Raw genomic sequence first — 22195 nt, 5'->3', positions numbered from 1 at the left:
CTTCAGTCGTCTTTGGAACGTGAAGCAACGGCCTGCGCGATCAGCGCATTCATGTCAGCCGCGCGTTCGGTCGTGCGATCGAACTGGAAATGCAGCGTCGGGACCGTATGGATGTGCAAGCGCTTGAAGAGGCCGTTGCGCAGGAAGCCCGCGGCCTGGTTCAGCGCTTCGGTGGTCTCGACCGGATCGCCCACGAGCAGGCTGAAGAAGACCTTCGCGTGCGCGTAGTCGGGCGTGACCTCGACCGCCTGGATCGTGACCATGCCCACCCGCGGATCCTTTAACTCGCGCGCGATCAGTTCCGTCAGATCGCGCTGGATCTGATCGGCCACCTTGAAGGCGCGGTTGGGGGTTGCGGCTTTTCTCTTGGGCATGGCCAGCGTCGTACGAGGCGCTTACAGCGTCCGGGCGATTTCCTTGATCTCGAAGAACTCCAGCTGATCACCTTCCTTGATGTCGTTGTAGTTCTTGAGCTTGATACCGCACTCGAAGCCTTCGCGCACTTCGCGCACGTCGTCCTTGAGGCGCTTGATCGAGTCGATTTCGCCGGTGTAGATCACCACGTTGTCGCGCAGCAGGCGGAAATGCGCGCTGCGGTTGACCGAGCCGGCGGTGACCATACAACCTGCGACCGTACCGATCTTGGACGCCACGAACACGGTGCGGATTTCGGCCGAGCCGATGACCTCTTCGCGCCGTTCGGGTGCCAGCATGCCGGACATGGCGACCTTGATGTCGTCCACCGCGTCGTAGATGATGCTGTAGTAGTGGAGTTGGATGCCGTTGCTCTCGGCCAGCTTGCGCGCACCAGCATCGGCGCGCACGTTGAAGCCGATCACGATGGCCTTCGACGCGATCGCGAGGTTGATGTCGCTCTCGCTGATGCCGCCGACGCCGGCGTACACCATCTGCACCTTGACTTCCTCGGTCGCCAGCTTGAGCAGGGACTGAGCCAGTGCCTCCTGCGAGCCTTGCACGTCAGCCTTGATGATGATTCGCAGCGTCTGCACCTCGCCTGCCGACAGGTCGCTGAACATGTTCTGCAGATTTGCAGCCTGGGCCTTCGCCAGCTTGGTGTTCCGGAACTTGCCTGCACGGTAAGTGGCGATCTCGCGCGCACGGCGCTCATCGCTCATCACCATGAACTCGTCGCCAGCTTGCGGCACTTCGGTCAGGCCCTGAATCTCGACCGGGATCGACGGACCCGCGGACTTGATTGCCTTGCCGTCTTCGTCAATCATGGCGCGCACACGGCCAAAGGTCGAGCCGGCCAGCACCACGTCGCCCGTCTTGAGCGTGCCGGATTGCACCAGCACGGTCGCGACCGGACCGCGGCCCTTGTCGAGTTGGGCTTCGATCACCAGGCCCTTGGCGGCAGCATCGACCGGCGCCTTGAGTTCCAGGACTTCGGCCTGCAGCAGCACTTGCTCAAGCAGGTCGTCAACGCCCTGCCCGGTCTTGGCGGACACGGGCACGAACGGCGTATCGCCGCCGTACTCTTCGGGCACGACTTCTTCGGCAACCAGTTCCTGCTTGACGCGGTCGAGGTTGGCATCGGGCTTGTCGATCTTGTTGATCGCGACCACGATCGGCACACCCGCGGCCTTTGCGTGCTTGATGGCTTCCTTGGTCTGTGGCATGACGCCGTCATCCGCGGCAACCACCAGGATCACGATGTCGGTGGCCTGCGCACCACGCGCACGCATGGCGGTGAACGCCTCGTGGCCCGGGGTGTCGAGGAAGGACACCATGCCGCGAGCGGTCTGCACGTGATAGGCACCGATGTGCTGCGTGATGCCGCCGGCTTCGCCCGCGGCCACCTTGGCACGGCGGATGTAGTCCAGCAGCGAGGTCTTGCCGTGGTCGACGTGACCCATGACGGTCACGACCGGAGCACGCGGCAGGGCTTCCGCCTGTTGCGCCGACACGTCCTCGTCGGTGAAGGCTTCCGGATCGTCCAGCGCTGCCACCACCGCGTTGTGGCCCATTTCTTCCACGATGATCATCGCGGTGTCCTGGTCCAGCGACTGGTTGATGGTCGCCATCTGGCCGAGCTTCATCAATTGCTTGATGACTTCGGACGCCTTGACGGCCATTTTGTGAGCGAGTTCCGAGACTGTGATGGTTTCGGGCACATGCACTTCGAGCACGCGCGCCTCGACCGGCGCGGCCTGCACGCGCTCTTCCTGGCCATTGCGGTCATTGCCGCGACGGCCTCGCGGGCCACCGCGCCAGTTGCCGCGACCGACGCCGCCGCTGGCGTCGCCGCGGGTCTTGATTTCCTTCTTCTTGGCAGTGTCGCCGGCCCAACTCGACGAGAGCTTGGCCGACTTGACTTCCTTGCCTGCACCGGGAGCCGCTGCGGCAGCAGTTCCGGGAGCAGCAGGCGCGCCCGGACGGGCGGCCGGGGCCGTCGGCTTGTGCAACGTGCCCTTTACCCCGGCCTTGGCTTCCGGCGCGGGCTTCTCGGGCGCCTTGTGCGGCACCAGGACGCGTGCCGGTGCATTCATCATCGCGCGGATGGCTTCGGCTTCGGCCAGCGCCTTGCGGCGGCGCTCGTCCAGATCCCTGGCGCGGACGGCTTCCTCATCGGCACGTGCCTTGGACTCGGCGGCGGCCTTGGCCTTGGCATCGTCCTTCGCCTGCGCGGCAGCGGCTTCCGCGGCCGCCTTGCGATCGGTCACGGCAGGCGCTTCCTCGGGCACATCGGGCGCGCCTTCGGTCACGGTTGCAGCGGCGGCAGCTTCTGCGGCCTTCTTCTTGGCGGCCTTGGCTTCTTGCTCGGCCTGCTCCGCCCGTTCTGCCTTCTCGCGCTCACGCGCCTCGGCTTCTTCGCGAATGCGGCGCTTCTCGACCAGTTCTTCTTCCTGGCGACGGATCAATTCGGCCTGTCGACGTGCTTCTTCCTCGCGGCGAGTCAGTTCAGCTTCGTCGATCTGCGGCGCGGCCGGAGCAGCCGCAGCGGGCGCTTCCTGCGGTGCCGGCTCGGCGGCGGCCGGATGACCTTCGTCGCGCTGGATGAAGGTGCGCTTCTTGCGCACTTCGACCTGGATTGTGCGAGCGCGGCCGGTGGCGTCGGCCTGCTTGATCTCGCTGGTCGACTTCTTCGTCAGCGTGATCTTCTTGCGCTCGGGGTCGATCGTGCCGTGGCTGGCCTTCAGGAAGCCAAGCAGACGCTGCTTGTCAGCCTCGGTGAGCGCATCGGTGACGGCGGCCTTGGGCACGCCCGCGCTCTTGAGCTGGTCAAGCAGGATTTCGGGAGTCTTCTTGAGCTCGTTCGCGAACTCGGCGACAGTGGTACTGGACATATTGGTTTCGTGCCTCCATGACCGTCACTCTTGGCCGGCGAACCAATGTTCGCGGGCTTTCAAGATGAGGTTCTTGGCGTCATCGGCGCTCTGGCCGGTGATCTCGGTGAGTTCATCGACCGCAAGGTCGGCCAGGTCGTCACGGGTGTGGACACCCGCCTCGGCCAATTTCGGAATCAGGGCCGGGTCGAGCCCGTCGAGGTCGCGCAGATCCTGCGAGACGCTCTCGACGTTTTCTTCACGGGCGATTTCCATGGTGAGCAGCGCATCCTTGGCGCGCGAACGCAGTTCGTTGATCGTGTCTTCGTCGAAGCTCTCGATCTCAAGCAGTTCGGAAATCGGCACGTAGGCCACTTCTTCCAGGCTCGTGAAGCCCTCGGAGATCAGGATGTCGGCGATTTCCTCGTCGACGTCGAGCTTTTCCATGAACAGCTTGCGGCTCGCGTCCGTCTCGGTCGCCTGCTTCTGCGCAGATTCGTTGGCGTCCATGATGTTGATCTTCCAGCCGGTCAGGTCGGAGGCGAGCCTCACGTTCTGGCCGCCGCGACCGATCGCGATCGCGAGGTTTTCCTCGTCGACCACCACGTCCATGGCATGCTTTTCCTCGTCGACCACGATCGACGAGACATTGGCCGGCGCCAGTGCACCGATCACGAATTGCGCCGGGTCTTCGCTCCAGAGAACGATGTCCACGCGCTCGCCTGCGAGTTCGTTGGTGACGGCATTGACGCGCGTACCGCGCACGCCGACGCAGGTGCCGATCGGGTCGACACGCTTGTCGTGAGAGAGCACGGCGATCTTGGCGCGCGAGCCGGGGTCACGGGCGCAGCTCTTGATCTCGAGCAGGCCTTGCTCGATCTCGGGCACTTCCTGGCGGAACAACTCGATCATGAATTCGGGGGCCGCGCGCGACAGGATGATCGGCGCGCCGCGCAGCGTCAGGTCGACTTCCATGATCATGGCGCGCACGCGGTCGCCATTGCGCAGGTTTTCCTTGGCGATCATCTCGCTGCGACGCAGGCGCCCTTCGACGCGGCCGGCCTCGACGATGATGTCGCCCTTGTCCAGTCGCTTGACGGTGCCGGTGAAGATCTTCTCGCCGCGCGACATGAAGTCGTTGAGCAGCATCTCGCGCTCCGCGTCGCGGATCTTCTGCAGGATCACCTGCTTGGCGGCCATCGCGCCGATGCGACCGATCGGCACCGATTCGACGGCTTCCTCGATGTACTCGTCCAGCTCGATGTCGGGCATCTCCTCCTTGGCTTCGAACAGGAGGATTTCCTGGTCGGGCAACTGGAGGCCGGCCTCGTCGGGCACCACGTGCCAGCGGCGGAAGGTCTCATAGTCGCCGCTGTCGCGGTCGACGGCGACGCGGATGTCCACGTCGCCCTGGTAGAGCTTCTTGGTGGCTTGCGCCAAGGCGGACTCGACGGCGCCGAAGACGACGTCACGTTCGACGTTCTTCTCGCGCGAGATCGCATCCACCAACATCAACATTTCGCGATTCATGCCACCACTCTCCTCGTTCAGTCCGACACCACCGTGCCAGGTTTGGGCCTGCGCCCTTTGAAATCCACTATCGGGGCGAGCCGCGCTTCGCGGAGCTCGTCCAAAGCAAAACCCAACGCCTGCAGGGGTGCAGGCGCGCGCTTCTTGCTGATCTTCTGGCCGGGCTTCGGCGCCGGCTCGTCGCTCCAGACGATCTGCCAGCCTGGCGATCCATCGCCCGCTGCGACACGTTCCAGCGTGCCGCGAAATTTCTTGCGGTTGGCCGCCACCTGACCGCCCGCCGCAGCACCCATCGGCGCCTTGAGCGTGATGTCAATCACCTCACCGGCAAAACGTTCGAAATCCTGCTCATTGCGCAACGGCCGGTCAATACCCGGCGACGACACTTCGAGGCGCTTGTAGTCCGCGCCATCCACTTCCAGCGCGAACTGCAATTGACGGGTGACCTTTTCGCAATCCTCGACAGTGACGAAAGGCTCCGGCGCACCCGCAACCGCACCTTCTGAATTGGGGCCACTCCAGGGCAAATCAATCGTGACGCGCAGCAATCCCCCGGCCGAGCGTTCGATCTCGACCAGGTCGTAGCCGAGCCCGGCCACGGTTTGTTCCACTGTCTGCTGCAATGCCACGTGTCTGTTTTTGCCTTTGGTGTGCCCGATGCCGCCGCCCGCCTGCGACATCAAGAATGCTTCGACCAATAAAAAACGGGCGGTTGGTACCCGCCCGTTTGGTCGTGAGCCTTGAATTATATGCCAAATGCGTTACGAAACAGGGGTTTCTACGCGGCTTGGATACCTTTGGTCACTTGAGCGCGATGCCAGACAGAGATAAAGAGCACCGCCATGCAGGCCAGGGCCCCGCGCGCCAAGCACCGCGCCTGTCATAACCGATCTGCGACATTTTGCGCTCTCCGAGTTCTTCTAATCTGTCAGCGCCGCCGCGACCAGTTTCTGCGTGTAGGGATGCTCGGGCGCGTCGAGCACCCGGTCGACAGGGCCCGATTCGAGGATCGCGCCGTCCTTCATCACGATGACCTGGTGCGCCATCGCGCGAATCACCTCGACGTCGTGCGTGATCAGCAGGTAGCTCAGGCCGCGCTCGCGCTGTAGGCGCTGCAGCAAGCCCAGCACCTGCTTCTGGATCGTGACGTCGAGCGCGCTCGTGGGCTCGTCGAGCACGAGCAGCCTGGGGTCGACGATCAACGCCCGGGCAATCGCCAGCCGCTGCCGTTGCCCACCCGAAAACTCGTGCGGATAGCGGTCGAGCAACGCGGGAAACTGCGCCTCCGTCAAGCCCACGTCGGCCAGCGCCGCGAGCGCACGTGTGCGACGGGATGCCTCGTCGAGTTCGGGCGCATGGACCGTCAGGCCCTCGCCGACGATCTGCTCGACCGTCATGCGAGGCGAGAGCGACGAAAACGGATCCTGGAAGACCACCTGCATCACACGCCGCAGCGCCCGATCGCTGGCACCGCCCGTCGCCCACTTCTGTCCGCCGACGTCGAGTTGGCCCTCGTGCTTCAGCAGTCCGAGCGCCGCGAGCGCCAGCGTCGACTTGCCCGATCCGGATTCACCCACCACACCCAGCGTCTCGCCGGGACCGACGCGGAAATCGGCGCCCTGCACCGCCACGAACTCGCCCCTGCGGAACCACCCGGCGACGCCAGGGCGGGGCACCGGATAGCTCACCCTCAGCGCAGTGGCGGCGAGTATGGGCGGCGCGTTCGTGTCGATCGCCACAGGCGCCACGTCCCGCGTCGGCCGGCTGTCGATCAGCTTGCGTGTGTACGGGTGTTGCGGCGCGTCGAACACGGTCGAAACCGCGCCGTGCTCGACGATGTAGCCGTTCTCCATCACTGCAACGCGATCGGCGAAGCGACGCACGAGGTTCAGGTCATGCGTGATGAGCAGCACCGCCATGCCATGCTTGCGTTGCAGGTCGGCCAGCAGATCGAGAATCTGCGCCCGGACGGTGACGTCGAGCGCCGTAGTCGGCTCGTCCGCCAGCAGGAGCCGCGGCTTGCAGGCCAGTGCCATTGCGATCATGGCGCGCTGCCGCTGGCCACCCGACAACTGGTGCGGGAACGCCCTCGCCCGCCGTGCCGGCTCCGGAATGCCCGTATCCGCCAGCAATTGCACCGCTGCTTCGTGCGCTGCGCGCGCCGGCATGGCCTGATGCAGTTCGAGCACTTCGGCAATCTGGTCGCCCACCGGGTAGAGCGCGTTGAGGGCGGTCATCGGCTCCTGGAAGATCATCGCGATCTCCTTGCCGCGGATGCCGCGCAGTCGCGACTCGGGAAGGGATAGCAGGTCGCGCGCATCCCCGCCCTCCTCGCCGGCAAAGCTCGCGGCGCCCGAGATTTTGGCGTTCTGCACCAGCCGGAGCAGGCTCAACGCCGTGACGGTCTTGCCCGAGCCCGATTCGCCGACCAGCGCCAGTTTCTCGCCCTGCGCGATGTCGAAGCGGATGTCATGCACCACTTCCTTGTCGCCGAAAGCAACCTTCAGGCCTTCGACCTTCAACAACGGCGCGCTCATTGGTCCGCCTTTCGCGGATCGAGCGCATCGCGGAGCGCATCGCCCATGAAAGTCAGCAGCATCAGCGTGACCACGAGCACGCCGAAGGTGGACAGCGAAATCCACCACGCATCGATGTTGGCCTTACCCTGGCTCAGGAGTTCGCCCAGCGACGGCGTTCCCGGCGGCACGCCGAGCCCGAGGAAGTCGAGCGAGGTCAGCGCCAGGATCGCCGCGCTCATGCGAAACGGCAGGAAGGTCACGACCGGCGTCATGCTGTTCGGCAGGATGTGCTTCCACATGATCTGCAGGTTGCCGACGCCCAGCGCACGCGCCGCGCGCACGTAGTCCATCTGCCGATTGCGCAGGAACTCGGCGCGCACGTAGTCGGACAGCCCCATCCAGCCGAACAGGCTCAGCAGGATCAGCAGCAAGGCCACGCTGGGCGCGAAGATCGCGCTGAAGATGATCAGCAGGTACAGCTCCGGCATGGAGCCCCAGATCTCGATGAATCGCTGGAACGCGAGGTCTGTCTTCCCGCCGAAAAAGCCCTGCACGGCGCCGGCAGCGATGCCCAGGATCACGCCGATGACAGTCAGCGCCAGCGCGAACAGCACGCTCACCCGGAATCCGTAGATCAGTTGCGCCAACAGGTCGCGCCCGCGGTCGTCGGTGCCGAAGATGTTCTCCGACGAAGGCGCGGAAGGATTCGGCAGCTTCGCGAAGTAGTTGAGCGTCCTTGGCCCATACGGATTCGGCGCGTAGATCGCCCAGTTGCCGCCCGTGGTAATACGCTCCCGGATGAACGGATCGAGATAGTCGGCCGGCGTCTCGAAATCGCCGCCAAAGGTCTTCTCGGAGTAATCGCGCACCACCGGGAAGTAGGTCTGACTGTCATAGCGCACGACAAGCGGCTTGTCGGTCGACAGCACTTCGGCGAACAGGCTCAGCACGACCAGCACGGTGAAGACGACGAAGCTCCAGAAGCCGAGCCGGTTTCGCTTGAAGCGCTGCCAGGCCCGGCGCCCCGGGCTCGGCGAAAGCGGCCGTGACGGCGGCGCGCTAGTCAAACTTCACCCTCGGATCGACCCAGACGTAGCAGAGGTCGGACATGAGCTTGGTGACCAGCCCGATCAGCGTGAAGAAGTACAGCGTCCCGAGAACCACCGGATAGTCCCGCCGGATCACGCTCTCGTAGCTCAGCAAGCCCAGGCCGTCGAGCGAGAACAGCGTCTCGATCAGCAGCGAGCCGGCGAAGAAGGCGCCGATGAACGCCGCCGGAAAGCCGGTGACGATCGGGATCAGCGCATTGCGGAACACGTGCTTCCAGAGCACCTGGCGTTCCGAAAGGCCCTTGGCACGGGCGGTCAGCACGTACTGCTTGCGGATTTCCTCGAGAAAGGAGTTCTTGGTCAGCATCGCCGTGACGGCAAAGCTGCCCAGGACCATCGCGATGATGGGCAGCGTGATGTGCCACAGGTAGTCGGTCACCTTGGCGCCCCAACTCAGGCTCTCCCAGTTCGAGGAGGTCAATCCGCGCAACGGGAACCACTGCAACTGCCCCCCGAAAATCACCAGCAGCGCCACGCCCAGCACGAAGCCGGGGATCGCATAGCCGATCAGCACGATCAGCGTGGTCACGAAATCGAAGCGCGTGCCGGCCCGCACCGCCTTGGCGACGCCCAGCGGCACGGCGATCAGGTAGCTGATGAAGAAGGTCCACAGGCCAAGGCTGATCGAGACCGGCAACTTCTCCTTCACCAGCGTCCACACCGCCTTGCGTTGATAGAAGCTGCTGCCCAGGTCGAACTGCGCATAGGACTTGAGCATCAGCCCGAATCGCTCCAGCGGCGGCTTGTCGAAGCCGTAGAGCTTCTTGATCTCCTCGATACGCTGGGGATCGAGGCCCTGGCGTCCCCGGTAGCCACTGCCGGCCGCCACCGCACGCTCGCCGCCCGAATCGCGCCCCTGCAGCTGCGACACCATCTGTTCGACCGGCCCGCCCGGCACGAACTGGATGACGACGAAGGTGAGCAGCAGCACGCCGAACAGCGTCGGGATCATCAGCAGCAGGCGCTTGAGGATGTAGCTGGCCATTGTTCTCCCGAGCCTAACGGTTCGAGGGCGAAGCCCACCACGTCGACATCGCCCAGGAATCGGGCTGGTAGTACGGCGGGATCACTTCGGGCAACACGAAGGGCCTCGGACGGTAGCCGACCAGGAAGGAATCGCTGTACCACTGTGGAACGGAATAGAAGCCGTGTGAAAGCACGCGGTCGAGCGCACGCATCGCTGCGGCAAGTTCGGGGCGCGTCGTCGCCTTCACTACCTGCTGCAGGAGCGCATCGACCGCGGGATCGGCAATTCCCCAGAGATTCGACGACCCCGTCGTTGCCGCCGCCTGGCTACTGAAAAGCTCGAACAGTTCGCCGCCCGGCGCAGTGCTACCCGGCAGCCGCAGACTGGTCATCTCGAACTCGAAGTTGTCCATGCGCTGCTGGAAGAGCGAGCTGTCCACCGTCCGCACGCGCAGCTCGATGCCCAGCTTGCGCAGGGCCGTCTGCATGGGCGTGATGACGCGGATCAGCGAGGGCTGGTTGTTGAGCATCTCGATCTCGAAGACATCGCCGCTGGCATTGCGCAATGCGCCATCGCGGTAGGTCCAACCGGCATCGGCCAGCAATTGCCGTGCCTTCCGCAGATTCGCGCGCAGGCTGGAAGGCGGCACTGTCGTCGGCGAGATGACCGCGGGACCGAAGACCTCGGGGCGCAACTTGCTGCGCAACGGCTCCAACAGCGCCAGCTCGTCAGGACCGGGCAATCCTTCGGCGTGGAATTCGCTGTTGGGGAAATACCCTTCGACGCGCTTGTACAGGCCGTAGAACAGTTGGCGGTTGAGCCAGTCGAAGTCCATCGTCAAGCCGATGGCCTCCCGCACGCGCCGGTCCTGGAACTTGGGATTGCGGGTATTGAAGACGTAGCCCTGGAAATCGCCCGGGTTGCGGTTCTCGAAGACCCGCGCCTTGAGTTCGCCGCTGTCGAACTGCTTGCCCTTGTACTGCCGGGCCCAGTTGCGCGAGATGAATTCGCGCATGAAGTCGAACTCTCCGGCCTTCAGTCCTTCGAATCTCGCTGTCTCGTCGAGGTAGAGCTTGAAGGTCAGGCGATCGAAATTGAACTGCCCCCTGCGCACCGCCAGATTGGCGCCCCAGTAGTTCGGGTCTCGCACGTAGGTGATGTCCCGCCCGAGCCGTGCGTCGGGGATCCTGTAGGGACCGGACGCGATCGGAAGCTCGTTCGTCACCTGGTCGAACGGCTTTCCCCCGCCCCATTTCGGGCTGAAGACCGCCATGCCGCCCACCACGAGGGGCAACTCGCGGTTCGGGCTGGCAAAGTCGAAGCGGACCGTGCGCGGACCGGTGGCGGTCGCGCCCTTCACTTCGGCGTAGATCGTGCGGAACTGGGGCGCGGCGAGCGGACCGGTCAGCGTCTTGAAGGAATACACCACGTCGGACGCCATGACCGGCGAACCGTCATTGAAGCGAGCCTCGGGGCGGATCCTGAAAGTGGCCGAGAGCCGGTCCGGCGCGACCTCCACATCCTCGGCCAGGAGGCCGTAGGCCGTGGTCGGCTCCTCCGAATTGCCGATCAGAAGGCTCTCGAACACCAGCAGGCCCATTCCCGCCGGCGGCGTTCCCTTCAGGGTGAAGGGGTTGAACTTGTCGAAGTTCGTCGACGTGATGGGCGGCACCATGCGCAGTTCCCCGCCCTTGGGGGCCTGGGGATTCACATAGGCGAAATGGGTGAAATCCGGGGGGTACTTGATGTCGCCGAACTGCGCGTAGGCATGGGCAGCCCATGACGGGGCCGCCGAGAGCGCCAACACGAAAAGCAGCCAACCTCGCATGCGAGAATTCTGCCCAAGATTTTCACGAGGTCGTTCCATGGGCTTTCTTTCCGGCAAAAAACTTCTGATCACCGGCGTGTTGAGCAACCGCTCCATCGCCTACGGCATCGCCAAGGCCTGCCATGAACAGGGCGCCGAACTGGCGTTCAGCTACGTGGGCGAGCGCTTCAAGGATCGCATCACCGAGTTCGCGGCCGACTTCGGTTCGAAGCTGATCTTCGATTGCGACGTGGGCGACGATGCGCAGATCGACAAGCTCTTCGCCGACCTGTCGCAGACCTGGCCAAAGTTCGACGGCTTCGTGCACAGCATCGGCTTCGCGCCGCGCGAGGCGATCGCCGGCGACTTCCTCGATGGCCTGTCGCGTGATGCCTTCAAGGTGGCGCACGACATCAGCGCCTACAGCTTCCCGGCGATGGCCAAGGCCGCGTTGCCCTATCTCAACGACAAGTCGGCGCTGCTGACGCTGACCTACCTCGGCGCCATGCGCGTCCTGCCCAACTACAACACCATGGGGCTCGCCAAGGCTTCGCTCGAGGCGTCGGTGCGCTACCTGGCCGAGTCGCTCGGCCCCAAGGGCACGCGTGTCAACGGCATCAGCGCCGGGCCGATCAAGACGCTGGCGGCCAGCGGCATCAAGGGCTTCGGCAAGATCCTGTCGGTGGTGGCCGAGGTGTCGCCGATCCGCCGCAACGTGACCATCGAGGAAGTGGGCAACGTCGCCGCCTTCCTGCTGAGCGATCTCGCGAGCGGCGTGACCGCGGAGATCACCTACGTGGACGGCGGCTTCAGCCATGTCGTCGGCGGCATCGCGGAGCCCGCTGCCTGACCAGCCAGCCCCCTTCGAAACTCCATAATTCCGACATACCTAAAAGTGTCGGGGAGTTGATCGTGAGTTTTTCTGTTCGTGCGGGCCTCAATGCGCCCGTTCTCCTGTCTCGCCGCGCGCTCGCGCTGGGCGCTTTCGGCGCAGTCTTCGCTTCGCTCCGCCCTCTCGTTGCATCGGCGGCGAACGGCGCGAAGGCGCCACCGCTCATGCTGGCCGAGGTCTATCGCCGAGGCCTGCCTCTCGACGACTACTGGGTCAGCGAGAAGTACGACGGCGTCCGCGGCTACTGGGACGGCAAGCAACTCTGGACGCGCGGCGGCGAGCGCGTCGCCGCGCCCAACTGGTTCACCGCGCCCCTGCCCCCGATCCCCATGGACGGCGAGCTATGGATGGGCCGCGGTCGTTTTCCGCAAACGGTTTCGACCGTGCGCAGCCAGACACCGCTCGATACGGCCTGGCGCGAGATCCGCTTCATGATCTTCGACCTGCCTGCTGCCCCTGGAGACTTCACCGCGCGACTCGCGGCCCTTCGCAAGCTCCTGCCCATCACGACCGCTCCCTGGCTGGTCGCCGTGCCCCAGCAGCGCGCCACGACGCACGCGGAGCTGCAGGCTCTGCTCGACAAGACGGTGCGCATGGGAGGCGAAGGCCTGATGCTTCATCGCGGCGCGTCGGCCTATCGCTCCGAGCGCAGTGCCGACCTGCTCAAAGTCAAGCCCTTCGACGATGCCGACGCGCGCGTGGTCGCGCACATCGGCGGACGCGGCAAGCACGCCGGCCGCCTGGGCGCGCTGATGGTCGAGATGCCCGACGGCAAGCGTTTCAAGCTCGGCAGCGGCTTCACCGATGCCGAACGCGAGGATCCGCCCGCCATCGGCACCTGGGTCACCTACCGCTATAACGGCTTGAACCCCTCGGGCGTGCCGAGATTCGCGCGCTTCCTGCGGGTGCGCAACGACCTCGAATGATCGCGCGCCTCTATCTACTTCGGCAGCAGCACCTTGACGCATCCAGGGGGCAACCTGCGTGGCACTGAGCGGGCCGATCGTGTTCGCGGTGCTTTGCGGCGCACTGCTGCATGCGGGCTGGAACGCGCTGATCAAGTCAGGGCGCGACAAGTCGCTCGACACGGCGCTGATCCACAGCCTGGGCATCTTMGTCGCGGTGCCCCTGATCTTCGTCACCGGCCTGCCGGCGCCTGTCGCGTGGCCCTACATGATCGCGTCGATGGTGATCCATCTCGGCTACTACATCGCGTTGGCCGGCGCCTACAAGCATGGCGATCTCGGACTCACCTATCCGATCATGCGAGGCTGCGCGCCGCTGCTGGTGGCGATGGGCAGCCTTGCCTTCATCGGTGAGGCTATCTCGGCGGCCGCGTGGGCGGGCGTCGCGATCATCTGCGTAGGCGTTGTCACGCTGGGACTCTCACGCTCGGCCTTGCACAGCGGCAGTGAGGCGCAGCGGCGCAAGGCGCTCGCCTTCGCACTGGTCAACGCGGCGATCATCGCGCTCTACACCGTCATCGACGGCCTCGGCGTTCGCGCGTCGGGCGATGCGTTCGCCTACGTGGCGGGCTTGTTCCTGTTCGACGGGATTCCGTACCTGCTGCTGGTGCTGTGGCGCAGGCCGGGGCAACGCCGCGCGGCCTTCACGTACATGGCCGGACGCTGGAAGATCGCCGCCATCGGCACCCTCGCCTCGCTAGGCAGCTACGGCATCGCCTTGTGGGCCATGACGCACGCGCCCGTCGCCATCGTCGCGGCGCTGCGCGAGACATCGGTGCTGTTCGCCGCAATCCTGGGCGCCCTCTTCCTCGGCGAAGGCTTCGGCCGGCAGCGTGCCGCCGGCACGGTGATCATCGTGGCCGGCGTGATGACCCTGCGCCTCGCCTGATCAGGCGGCGCGGACGCAATCCGCGTAGTAGCGCTTCTTCCCGGTCTCATCGATACGGCCCACGAGGCCGTGGATGTCGGTCTCGAACCCCGGGCATTCGGTATTGAACTCACGCGCGAACTTCAGGTAGTCCACGATCTTCTTGTTGAAGACCTCGCCCGGGATCAGCAGCGGAATGCCGGGCGGGTACGGCGTGATAAGGCTCGTGGTGATGCGACCTTCGAGGTAGTCGATCTCGACCCGCTCCGTCTTGCGGTGCGCGATATGCGCGAAGGCATCGCTCGGCTTCATCGCCGGCGTGAGGTCGCTTAGGTACATCTCGGTGGTCAGCCGCGCCACGTCGAAGCGCGCATACAACTCATGGATGTGCTGGCACAGGTCGCGCAGGCCCAGGCGTTCGTACTTGGGATGCGCCTGGCAGAACTCCGGCATGATCCGCCACATCGGCTGGTTGCGCGCGTAATCGTCCTTGAACTGCTGCAGCGCAGTCAGCAGCGTGTTCCAGCGGCCCTTGGTGATGCCGATCGTGAACATGATGAAGAAGCTGTAGAGCCCCGTCTTCTCGACGATCACGCCATGCTCGGCCAGGAACTTGGTGACGATGCTGGCGGGGATGCCGGTCGTGGCGAACTTCCCGTTCAGGTCCAGGCCCGGTGTCACGATGGTGGACTTGATCGGGTCCAGCATGTTGAACCCGTCGGCCAGCTTGCCGAAGCCATGCCACTTCGCGGTGCGTGACTCGCCCTTGATGATCCAGTCGTCGGCGCGTCCAATGCCCTCGTCGACCAGCTTCTCGGGGCCCCAGACCTTGAACCACCATTCGTCCTTGCCGAACTCGTCCTCCACCTTGCGCATCGCGCGGCGGAAGTCGAGCGCTTCAAGAATGCTCTCTTCCACCAGCGCGGTACCGCCGGGCGGCTCCATCATCGCGGCGGCCACGTCGCAACTCGCGATGATCGCGTACTGCGGGCTTGTCGACGAGTGCATCAGGTAGGCCTCGTTGAAGAGGTCGCGGTCGAGCGCTCGGTTCTGCGAGTCCTGCACCAGCACGTGGCTGGCCTGGCTGATGCCGGCCAGCAGCTTGTGGGTCGACTGCGTAGCGAACACCAGCGATTCCTTCGGGCGCACGCGGCGCTTACCCATCGCGTGGTAGGCACCGTAAAACGGGTGGAACGCCGCGTGCGGCAGCCACGCCTCGTCGAAATGCAGCGTGTCGACGTAGCCGTCGAGCATGTTCTTGATGGTCTCGGTGTTGTAGATCACACCGTCGTAGGTCGACTGCGTGAGCGTCATCACGCGGGGCTTGACCTTGTTCGCGTCGACATGCGAGAGCAGCGGATTCGCCGCGATCTTGGCCCTGATGGCGGCCGGCTCGAACTCGCTCTTGGGGATCGGGCCGATGATGCCGAAGTGGTTGCGCGTCGGTTTCATGAAGACCGGAATGGCGCCCGTCATGATGATCGCGTGCAGGATCGACTTGTGGCAGTTGCGGTCGACCACCACCACATCGTCCGGCGCCACCGTGTGGTGCCACACCATCTTGTTGCTGGTGCTGGTGCCGTTGGTGACGAAGAAGCAGTGGTCGGCGTTGAAGATGCGCGCCGCGTTGCGCTCGCTGGCCGCCACCGGGCCGGTGTGGTCGAGCAACTGACCGAGTTCCTCGACCGCATTGCAGACGTCGGCACGCAGCATGTTCTCGCCGAAGAATTGGTGGAACATCTGGCCTACAGGGCTCTTCAGGAACGCCACCCCGCCCGAATGGCCCGGGCAGTGCCACGAATACGAACCGTCCTCCGCGTAGTCGATCAGCGCCTTGAAGAACGGCGGCTGCACGCCTTCCAGGTAGCTCTTCGCCTCCCGGATGATGTGGCGCGCCACGAACTCCGGCGTGTCCTCGAACATGTGGATGAAGCCATGCAGCTCGCGCAGGATGTCGTTCGGAATGTGGCGCGAGGTCTTCGTCTCGCCGTAGATGTAGATCGGCACGTCGGCGTTCTTGCGACGCACTTCGCCGATGAAGTTGCGCAGGTTGAGCACGGCCGGATCGAGATCGGGGCCCACCGAGAACTCCTCGTCGTCGATCGACAGGATGAAGGCACTGGCCCGGCTCTGCTGCTGAGCGAACTGGCTCAGGTCGCCGTAGCTCGTGACGCCCAGCACCTCGAAGCCTTCGCTCTCGAAGGCCTGCGCCAGCGCGCGGATACCGAGCCCCGAGGTGTTCTCGGATCGAAAGTCCTCGTCGATGATGACGATGGGGAAGCGAAATTTCATGAGCGGGGCTCCGGACTGGGCAAATAGGCGCGAAGTGTACGGAATTCAGATGAAGGTACTGGTCAGCTTTGACACAATCCCCTCCACCTATCACGACGAGAGGAATCTACATGGCGAGTTCCACCATCTGGTGGTTGATAGCGGGGGCGGCGGTGGTGGTCGAGTTGCTGTCCGGCACGGGTACGGTCTACCTGCTGCTCATGAGTGCGGGCTTCGCAGCCGCGGCGCTGTCCGCGCATGCCGGCGCCGCGCTGAGCACGCAGTTGATCGTCGCCGCGGTCGTCAGCTTGGGCGCGGTGATCGTCTGGCATGCGATTCGCCGCAAGCGTCCACCTGAACCGCCGACGGGCGCCAATCGCAACGTCAACCTCGACATCGGCGAAAGGGTCTACGTCGACGCCTGGAACGCGGACGGTACCGCCACGGTCCGCTACCGGGGCGCGCAATGGACTGTCGTGTCCCGTGCCGGCAGCACGCCGTCGGCCGGCGAGCACAAGGTGGCCGAGGTGATCGGCAGTCGCCTGGTCGTCGAGAAGATCTGAAGCAGAAATCAGAAATCGAAAAGGAACAATGAGCAATGGAATTCGCCGCAGTCCCCCTGGTTCTCCTCGTCATCGCCGTGATCGTCATCACGCAGTCGATCAAGTTCGTCCCGCAGCAGAACGCGTGGGTGCGCGAGCGCCTCGGCAAGTACCACGGCACCATGACGCCGGGACCCAACTTCCTTATCCCCTTCATCGACCGGGTGGCCTACAAGCACAGCCTGAAGGAAATCCCGCTCGACGTACCGAGCCAGGTCTGCATCACGCGCGACAACACGCAACTCCAGGTCGACGGCATCCTCTACTTCCAGGTGACCGACCCGATGCGCGCGAGCTATGGCTCGTCGAACTACATCGTGGCCGTGACGCAGCTGGCCCAGACCTCGCTGCGCAGCGTGATCGGCAAGCTCGAACTCGACAAGACCTTCGAGGAACGGGACATCATCAATTCCCAGATCGTCTCGGCCATCGACGAGGCCGCACTCAACTGGGGCGTGAAGGTGCTGCGCTACGAGATCAAGGACCTGACGCCGCCGAACGAGATCCTGCATGCGATGCAGCGCCAGATCACCGCCGAGCGCGAGAAGCGCGCCCTGATCGCTGCTTCCGAAGGGCGCCGCCAGGAACAGATCAACATCGCCACGGGCGAGCGCGAGGCCTTCATCGCAAGGTCCGAAGGCGAGAAGCAGGCGCAGATCAACAACGCCCAGGGCGAAGCGGCCGCCATCACCGCCGTGGCCGAGGCCACCGCGGGCGCCATCGAACGCATCGCCGCCGCGATCCGGCAGCCGGGCGGTGAACAGGCCGTCCAGCTCAAGGTGGCCGAGCGCGCGGTCGACGCCTACGGCAAGGTCGCCGCCGACGCAACGACCACCCTCATCGTGCCGAGCAACATGAGCGAAACCGCCGCCCTCATTGCGTCGGCGATGCGGATGGTGCAGGCGGGCAAGACGTCAGGTTCCGCCTGAACTCGCTGCTACAATCGCGGGCTCGGAGCGGTGGATGAGCGGTTTAAGTCGCACGCCTGGAAAGCGTGTGAGGGTTAATAGCCCTCCGCGGGTTCGAATCCCGCCTGCTCCGCCAGGAAAACCGAATCCAGCAGCTTCCACCTGCAACCGGAATCGTCTTGAAAGCCCCGCTAGCCGGGGCTTTTTTGTGGGCGCTTTACAAGCGCTACCGTCTGCTTTCTCCTACGCTATGTAAGGCTTCAGGCGCATGATTTTTGCGATCCGGACCGCTACGCTTCACCGCTCGCACTGGCAAGAACTCCGCATGGCCCTTTTCACATTCCTCGTCGAGGACAACAGGACCATCCGAGACAACCTGATCCCCGCCCTGGAAGATCTGGCCGATGCCACTGTCGTCGGCACGGCCGAGACCGAAACCGACGCTGTGCGCTGGCTGGACTCCCATCCGGAGGATTGGCAGTTGGTTGTCGTCGACCTGTTTCTCAAGGAAGGTTCCGGACTGGGCGTGCTTCGCAATTGCGTCCATCGCCCCTCGTCGAAGCGCGCGGTGGTGCTCAGCAACTACATCAATGCCGACATTCGTGCGCGATGCATGGCGCTGGGAGCGGACGCGGTCTTCGACAAGTCGAGGGAGCTGGAGGCGTTCTTCGAGTACTGCAACGGCAACGCGCGCGCGCGTTCCTCCGCACACTGAGGCTTCCGCGCAGCCATGAAAAAAGGGCCCGAAGGCCCTTTTGATTTCAGCGTGAAGCCGCTTGCTCAGCGCACCACGGCGATCTGCGTGCGTGCACCGTTCTTGTAGGTGTACAGCGTCAGCGCACCGTTCTTGATGTCGCCCTTTTCGTCGAATGCGATCGGACCGGTCAGGCCCTTGTATTCGACCTTGCCGACTTCAGGCAGGTACTTCTCGGGATCCGACGAACCGGCTTTCTGCATTGCCGCGGCCAGCACTTGCACGGCGTCGTAGACGTACGGTGCGTAGATCTGGACTTCGACGCCGTTCTTTTCCTTGAACTTGGTCTTCCAGGCATCCAGCGGCGCCTTGAAGTCGCCGTCCACACCGCCGGCTTCGGCGCACACGACCATGTCTTCACCGATCGCGTCGCCAGCCAGCTTGGCCAGTTCGCCGGTGCACAGGCCGTCGCCGCCCATGAACTTGACGTTCATGCCGAGCTGCTTGACCTGCTTGAGCATCGGGCCGCCGACGGCGTCCATGCCGCCGAAGAACAGCACGTCGGGGTTGGTGCCCTTGAGCTTGGTCAGGATGGCGTTGAAGTCGGTCGACTTGTCGGTCGTGAATTCGTGGCCGACGATCGTGCCGCCGGCGGCCTTGGCGGCCTTCTCGAATTCCTCGGCGACGCCCTGGCCATAGGCCGTACGGTCGTCGATCACGGCGATGTTCTTGCCCTTCAGCGTCTCGACCGCGTACTTGCCGAGCGTGCCGCCGAGTTGCGTGTCGTCAGCCACCACGCGGAACGTGGTCTTGAAGCCCTGGCGGGTGTACTTGGGGTTGGTTGCCGACGGCGAGATCTGCGGAATGCCGGCGTCGCTGTAGAGCTTGGAAGCAGGGATCGTGGTGCCGGAATTCAGGTGACCGACGACGCCGTTGACCTTGCTGTCGACCAGCTTCTGGGCGACTGCCGTGCCTTGCTTCGGATCGGCTGCGTCGTCTTCGGCGAGCAGTTCGAACTTGGCAACCTTGTCGCCGATCTTGATGCCCTTGGCGTTGAGGTCTTCGATGGCCATGCGTGCGCCGAACTCGTTGTCCTTGCCGAGGTGGGCGATCGCGCCGCTGGTCGGTGCCACGTGACCGATCTTCACCACGAGCGTGTCGGCCGGAGGTGCTGCCGGTGCGGGCGCCGCTGCAGTCGGTGCGGAAGCGGCGGGTGCCGCTGCCTCTTCTTTCTTGCCACAGGCCACAAGCGCGAGAGCAGCCAGTGCGACCGCAGTCCATTTCAATTGCATGGGGAACCTCCAGAACATTGATAAACAGAGAGTTGAGAACCGGTCTTTCGATCCGGGCGCGAAGACTCAGCAAGTATCGCGCCGAGGATGCACAGCGCCCTCGCGCATTCGACCCGGCGCGCAGTTTAGCCCAAGGATTGAGGGCCGAAAGCTGGCGTAGACCCTGTGTTGTCGGAAAGCTCATGGGCCAGAGCTTCACTCACGAGCGCACGCAAAACGGCTTCGATTTCGGACCGAAGACCGGGGATCATCCGGTCGAGATGTTGCTGAACGGAAGCTGACACGGCATCGCTCACGCGCTCCTCGAGCGAGAGGTCGACGCGCTGCAAGACGCGGTGCAGCAAATGCTCTTCGAGCCTGAACGCCTCGGCCTCCGACAGCTTCGCCTCGGGGGTGAGCGCGACTGCGTCCGAGGGCTCCGCCACGGCTGGCGAAGGCGACTCGACAGGTGCAACTTCTTCGGGCGCGTGCACCGGGTCCGGCGGCAGTTCGAGCACCGTCGTCAGCGTCGGCACGAAACGCGGCGGGGTGCGCTGCGTCATGCGTTGGGGCTCCCGCCGTACGGGTGGGTGCGAATCGCGTACCCGCGATCCTTGTAGTGTCGCCAGCGCGTCCGCCCCGCGAGCTTGTCGGCGTCGTCGCTGCTGACGATGTCGATTAGGCGCTCGAAGCGTTCGAACCTCGCGGGAAGTCCGGCCCCGAGGTTCACGAGGATGGGCCGGTCCGGCAACGCGGCCTCGCCGCTTTCGGCCAGCACGACGGGCGAGCGCGCCACGATGTGCGCGTCGTCCGTGATGCGGCAGTGCGGTATGAACTCGGTCGGCTGCAAGGTCCACAGCGACTGGTCGATGGCGTCCAGCGTCGCGCCATCGGCGACAACCACCAGGCGGGCGCCATGCGCGGCGACTGCCTTGCGCAGCAGCCGGCAGGCATAGCTCACCTTGTCCGGCATGTTGTAGTGGCCGTCGATTTCAGTCACGCCGCGGACCGTGCCTTCCTGGCCTTGCGCGCGGGCGACTTGGGAGTGCCCTGCCGGCATAGCCCGAGCAGGTAGTTCAGCAAGAGGCCGACCGGACGGCCGGTGGAGCCCTTGGACGCCCCGCTCTTCCAGGCGGTGCCGGCAATGTCCAGGTGTGCCCACGGAAAGTCGCTCGTGAAGCGCTGCAGGAACTTGGCGGCCGTGATCGCCCCACCCGCGCGCCCCGCGATGTTGGCGACGTCGGCGAAGTTGCTCTTCAGGCCTTCGGCATAGTCATCGTCGAGCGGCATGCGCCAGCAACGGTCCTGGGCTTCTTCACCGGCGGCAGCGAGCGCGCCCGCCAGCGCGTCGTCGCTGGAAAACAGGCCGCTGCGAATGCCCCCCAGGGCCACCACGCAAGCGCCTGTCAGCGTCGCGATGTCGATCACGGCAGCCGGCGCGAAACGCTTGGCGTAGGTGAGCGCATCGCACAGGATCAGGCGCCCTTCCGCATCGGTGTTGAGCACCTCGATGGTCTGCCCGCTCATGCTGGTCACGACGTCGCCCGGCTTGACTGCGCGGCCGTCATTCATGTTCTCGCACGAAGGCACGAGCCCGATGACATTGATGGCAGGCTGGATGTCGCCGAGCGCGCGGAACACGCCGAGGACGCTCGCGGCGCCGCACATGTCGAACTTCATCTCGTCCATCTCGGCGGCGGGCTTGAGCGAAACGCCGCCGGTGTCGAAGGTGATGCCCTTGCCGACCAGGACGACCGGCGCCTGGTCCTTGGGCGCGCCGTGGTAGCGCAGCACGATGAAGCGAAGCGGTTCCGCCGAACCCTGCGCGACGGCGGCGAACGCGCCCATGCCGAGCTTGGCCACTTCCTTGGGGCCCAGCACCTCGCACTTGATGTTCGGCAGGTCCGCCAGGTCCTTTGCGGCATCGGCCAGCAGCGTCGGGGTGCAATAGTTGCCGGGGCGATTGCCCCATTCCTTTGCGAGTTCGACACCCGCGACGGTCGCCGTGGCTTCGTCGAAGGCTTGCCGAAGCGGCGTCGCATCCGGCACGCCGATGCTCAGGTGGCGAATCGTCCGGGCCTCGGCCTTCGACTTGGTCGTGGTGTAGACGTAGCTGGCGTCCGCGGCGGCGATCACCGCGCCGCCGACGCCGGCCGCATCGGCGTCCTGCGCGAACACGATGGCCAGACGCTTGGGATTCGACCCCTTCGCCGCATTGACGGCGGCGATCACGGTCGAACGGACCGACGACGGCTTGCCATCCCCCACCGATGCCAGCACCACGCGCGAGGCGGTGACGCCGGCTGGGCGATAGAACGCGAGCAGCTTGCCCGCCTTGTCCGGCAGGTCCGAGGACTTGCGGGCGTCGGCGATCAGCGTGGAGAGCGCATCCCTGGAGGCGGGGGTTCCGGACGCCACGAGCACGATGAGGACATCGCATTTTTCCGTGGCAGCCTGGGCGATGGAGAGGGTCTTGAGTTGAAAGTCCATAATCCTTTTTTTCCC

General features: G+C 64.8%; 19 protein-coding genes and 1 tRNA gene. 7 read left to right on the top strand and 13 right to left on the bottom strand.

Annotated elements, in window-relative coordinates:
* Nucleotides 1-2 precede the first annotated feature (2 nt).
* From rbfA to AC1D3B_RS06535, 8 genes are all read right to left on the bottom strand, one after another.
* Nucleotides 3-374, bottom strand: coding sequence for a 30S ribosome-binding factor RbfA (rbfA, locus tag AC1D3B_RS06570; RefSeq protein WP_068685509.1), 372 nt, complete (start codon nucleotides 372-374; stop codon nucleotides 3-5).
* A gap of 21 nt (nucleotides 375-395) precedes the next feature.
* Entirely contained in the window at nucleotides 396-3308 is a 2913-nt protein-coding gene (infB, locus tag AC1D3B_RS06565; protein WP_478189850.1) for a translation initiation factor IF-2, read from the bottom strand.
* A gap of 24 nt (nucleotides 3309-3332) precedes the next feature.
* Nucleotides 3333-4817, bottom strand: a complete 1485-nt coding sequence (gene nusA / locus AC1D3B_RS06560; protein WP_435517989.1) for a transcription termination factor NusA — start codon at nucleotides 4815-4817, stop codon at nucleotides 3333-3335.
* A gap of 17 nt (nucleotides 4818-4834) precedes the next feature.
* A complete protein-coding gene (gene rimP, locus AC1D3B_RS06555) occupies nucleotides 4835-5446 on the bottom strand; it encodes a ribosome maturation factor RimP (RefSeq protein ID WP_478190010.1) in 612 nt (203 codons plus the stop codon).
* Between the two features lie 291 nt (nucleotides 5447-5737).
* The gene (locus tag AC1D3B_RS06550; RefSeq protein ID WP_478189849.1) at nucleotides 5738-7354 is read right to left on the bottom strand and encodes an ABC transporter ATP-binding protein; all 1617 of its coding nucleotides are present in this window, start codon (nucleotides 7352-7354) and stop codon (nucleotides 5738-5740) included.
* Nucleotides 7351-8403, bottom strand: a complete 1053-nt coding sequence (locus AC1D3B_RS06545) for an ABC transporter permease (protein ID WP_478189848.1) — start codon at nucleotides 8401-8403, stop codon at nucleotides 7351-7353. Before AC1D3B_RS06545 ends, AC1D3B_RS06550 begins: the two co-directional genes overlap by 4 nt.
* Nucleotides 8396-9430, bottom strand: a complete 1035-nt coding sequence (locus AC1D3B_RS06540; protein WP_478189847.1) for a microcin C ABC transporter permease YejB — start codon at nucleotides 9428-9430, stop codon at nucleotides 8396-8398. The genes AC1D3B_RS06545 and AC1D3B_RS06540 overlap by 8 nt, the downstream gene beginning before the upstream one ends.
* Nucleotides 9431-9443: 13 nt before the next feature.
* Nucleotides 9444-11240 carry an extracellular solute-binding protein gene (locus AC1D3B_RS06535; protein WP_478189846.1) on the bottom strand — a complete coding sequence of 599 codons (1797 nt, stop codon included), beginning with the start codon at nucleotides 11238-11240 and terminating at the stop codon, nucleotides 9444-9446.
* A gap of 37 nt (nucleotides 11241-11277) precedes the next feature.
* Here AC1D3B_RS06535 and fabI point away from each other — a divergent pair, with 37 nt between their 5' ends.
* From fabI to AC1D3B_RS06520, 3 genes are all read left to right on the top strand, one after another.
* Nucleotides 11278-12069, top strand: a complete 792-nt coding sequence (fabI, locus tag AC1D3B_RS06530; RefSeq protein ID WP_478189845.1) for an enoyl-ACP reductase FabI — start codon at nucleotides 11278-11280, stop codon at nucleotides 12067-12069.
* Nucleotides 12070-12131: 62 nt separating this feature from the next.
* Complete coding sequence (locus tag AC1D3B_RS06525) at nucleotides 12132-13037, top strand: DNA ligase (RefSeq protein ID WP_478189844.1); 906 nt, start codon at nucleotides 12132-12134, stop codon at nucleotides 13035-13037.
* A gap of 58 nt (nucleotides 13038-13095) precedes the next feature.
* A complete protein-coding gene (locus AC1D3B_RS06520; protein WP_478189843.1) occupies nucleotides 13096-13965 on the top strand; it encodes an EamA family transporter in 870 nt (289 codons plus the stop codon).
* Here the strand turns inward: AC1D3B_RS06520 and AC1D3B_RS06515 are convergent, their stop codons facing one another.
* Nucleotides 13966-16236: an Orn/Lys/Arg family decarboxylase gene (locus AC1D3B_RS06515; RefSeq protein WP_478189842.1), complete on the bottom strand. Its 2271-nt coding sequence runs from the start codon at nucleotides 16234-16236 to the stop codon at nucleotides 13966-13968.
* Between the two features lie 110 nt (nucleotides 16237-16346).
* Here AC1D3B_RS06515 and AC1D3B_RS06510 point away from each other — a divergent pair, with 110 nt between their 5' ends.
* The 4 genes from AC1D3B_RS06510 to AC1D3B_RS06495 all read left to right on the top strand — a co-directional run bounded on the left by AC1D3B_RS06510 (nucleotide 16347) and on the right by AC1D3B_RS06495 (nucleotide 18440).
* Nucleotides 16347-16778 (top strand): NfeD family protein, encoded by a 432-nt coding sequence (locus AC1D3B_RS06510; RefSeq protein ID WP_478189841.1) that lies wholly within the window; start codon nucleotides 16347-16349, stop codon nucleotides 16776-16778.
* 35 nt (nucleotides 16779-16813) lie between these two features.
* Nucleotides 16814-17746 carry an SPFH domain-containing protein gene (locus AC1D3B_RS06505; RefSeq protein ID WP_478189840.1) on the top strand — a complete coding sequence of 311 codons (933 nt, stop codon included), beginning with the start codon at nucleotides 16814-16816 and terminating at the stop codon, nucleotides 17744-17746.
* 24 nt (nucleotides 17747-17770) lie between these two features.
* Nucleotides 17771-17861: transfer RNA gene (locus AC1D3B_RS06500), tRNA-Ser, on the top strand.
* A 189-nt stretch (nucleotides 17862-18050) separates the two neighbouring features.
* Nucleotides 18051-18440 carry a response regulator gene (locus AC1D3B_RS06495; RefSeq protein WP_478189839.1) on the top strand — a complete coding sequence of 130 codons (390 nt, stop codon included), beginning with the start codon at nucleotides 18051-18053 and terminating at the stop codon, nucleotides 18438-18440.
* A 65-nt stretch (nucleotides 18441-18505) separates the two neighbouring features.
* Here the strand turns inward: AC1D3B_RS06495 and AC1D3B_RS06490 are convergent, their stop codons facing one another.
* The 4 genes from AC1D3B_RS06490 to AC1D3B_RS06475 all read right to left on the bottom strand — a co-directional run bounded on the left by AC1D3B_RS06490 (nucleotide 18506) and on the right by AC1D3B_RS06475 (nucleotide 22180).
* On the bottom strand, nucleotides 18506-19711 hold the full coding sequence (locus tag AC1D3B_RS06490) for a branched-chain amino acid ABC transporter substrate-binding protein (protein WP_478189838.1): 1206 nt from the start codon (nucleotides 19709-19711) through the stop codon (nucleotides 18506-18508).
* Between the two features lie 125 nt (nucleotides 19712-19836).
* A complete protein-coding gene (locus tag AC1D3B_RS06485) occupies nucleotides 19837-20253 on the bottom strand; it encodes a hypothetical protein (protein ID WP_478189837.1) in 417 nt (138 codons plus the stop codon).
* Entirely contained in the window at nucleotides 20250-20690 is a 441-nt protein-coding gene (locus AC1D3B_RS06480; RefSeq protein WP_478189836.1) for a DNA polymerase III subunit chi, read from the bottom strand. The genes AC1D3B_RS06485 and AC1D3B_RS06480 overlap by 4 nt, the downstream gene beginning before the upstream one ends.
* Entirely contained in the window at nucleotides 20687-22180 is a 1494-nt protein-coding gene (locus AC1D3B_RS06475; protein WP_478189835.1) for a leucyl aminopeptidase, read from the bottom strand. Before AC1D3B_RS06475 ends, AC1D3B_RS06480 begins: the two co-directional genes overlap by 4 nt.
* Nucleotides 22181-22195 lie beyond the last annotated feature (15 nt).

Source organism: Variovorax sp. P5_A3 (assembly GCF_056400665.1).
This window is presented reverse-complemented; position numbering and strand designations above follow the sequence as displayed.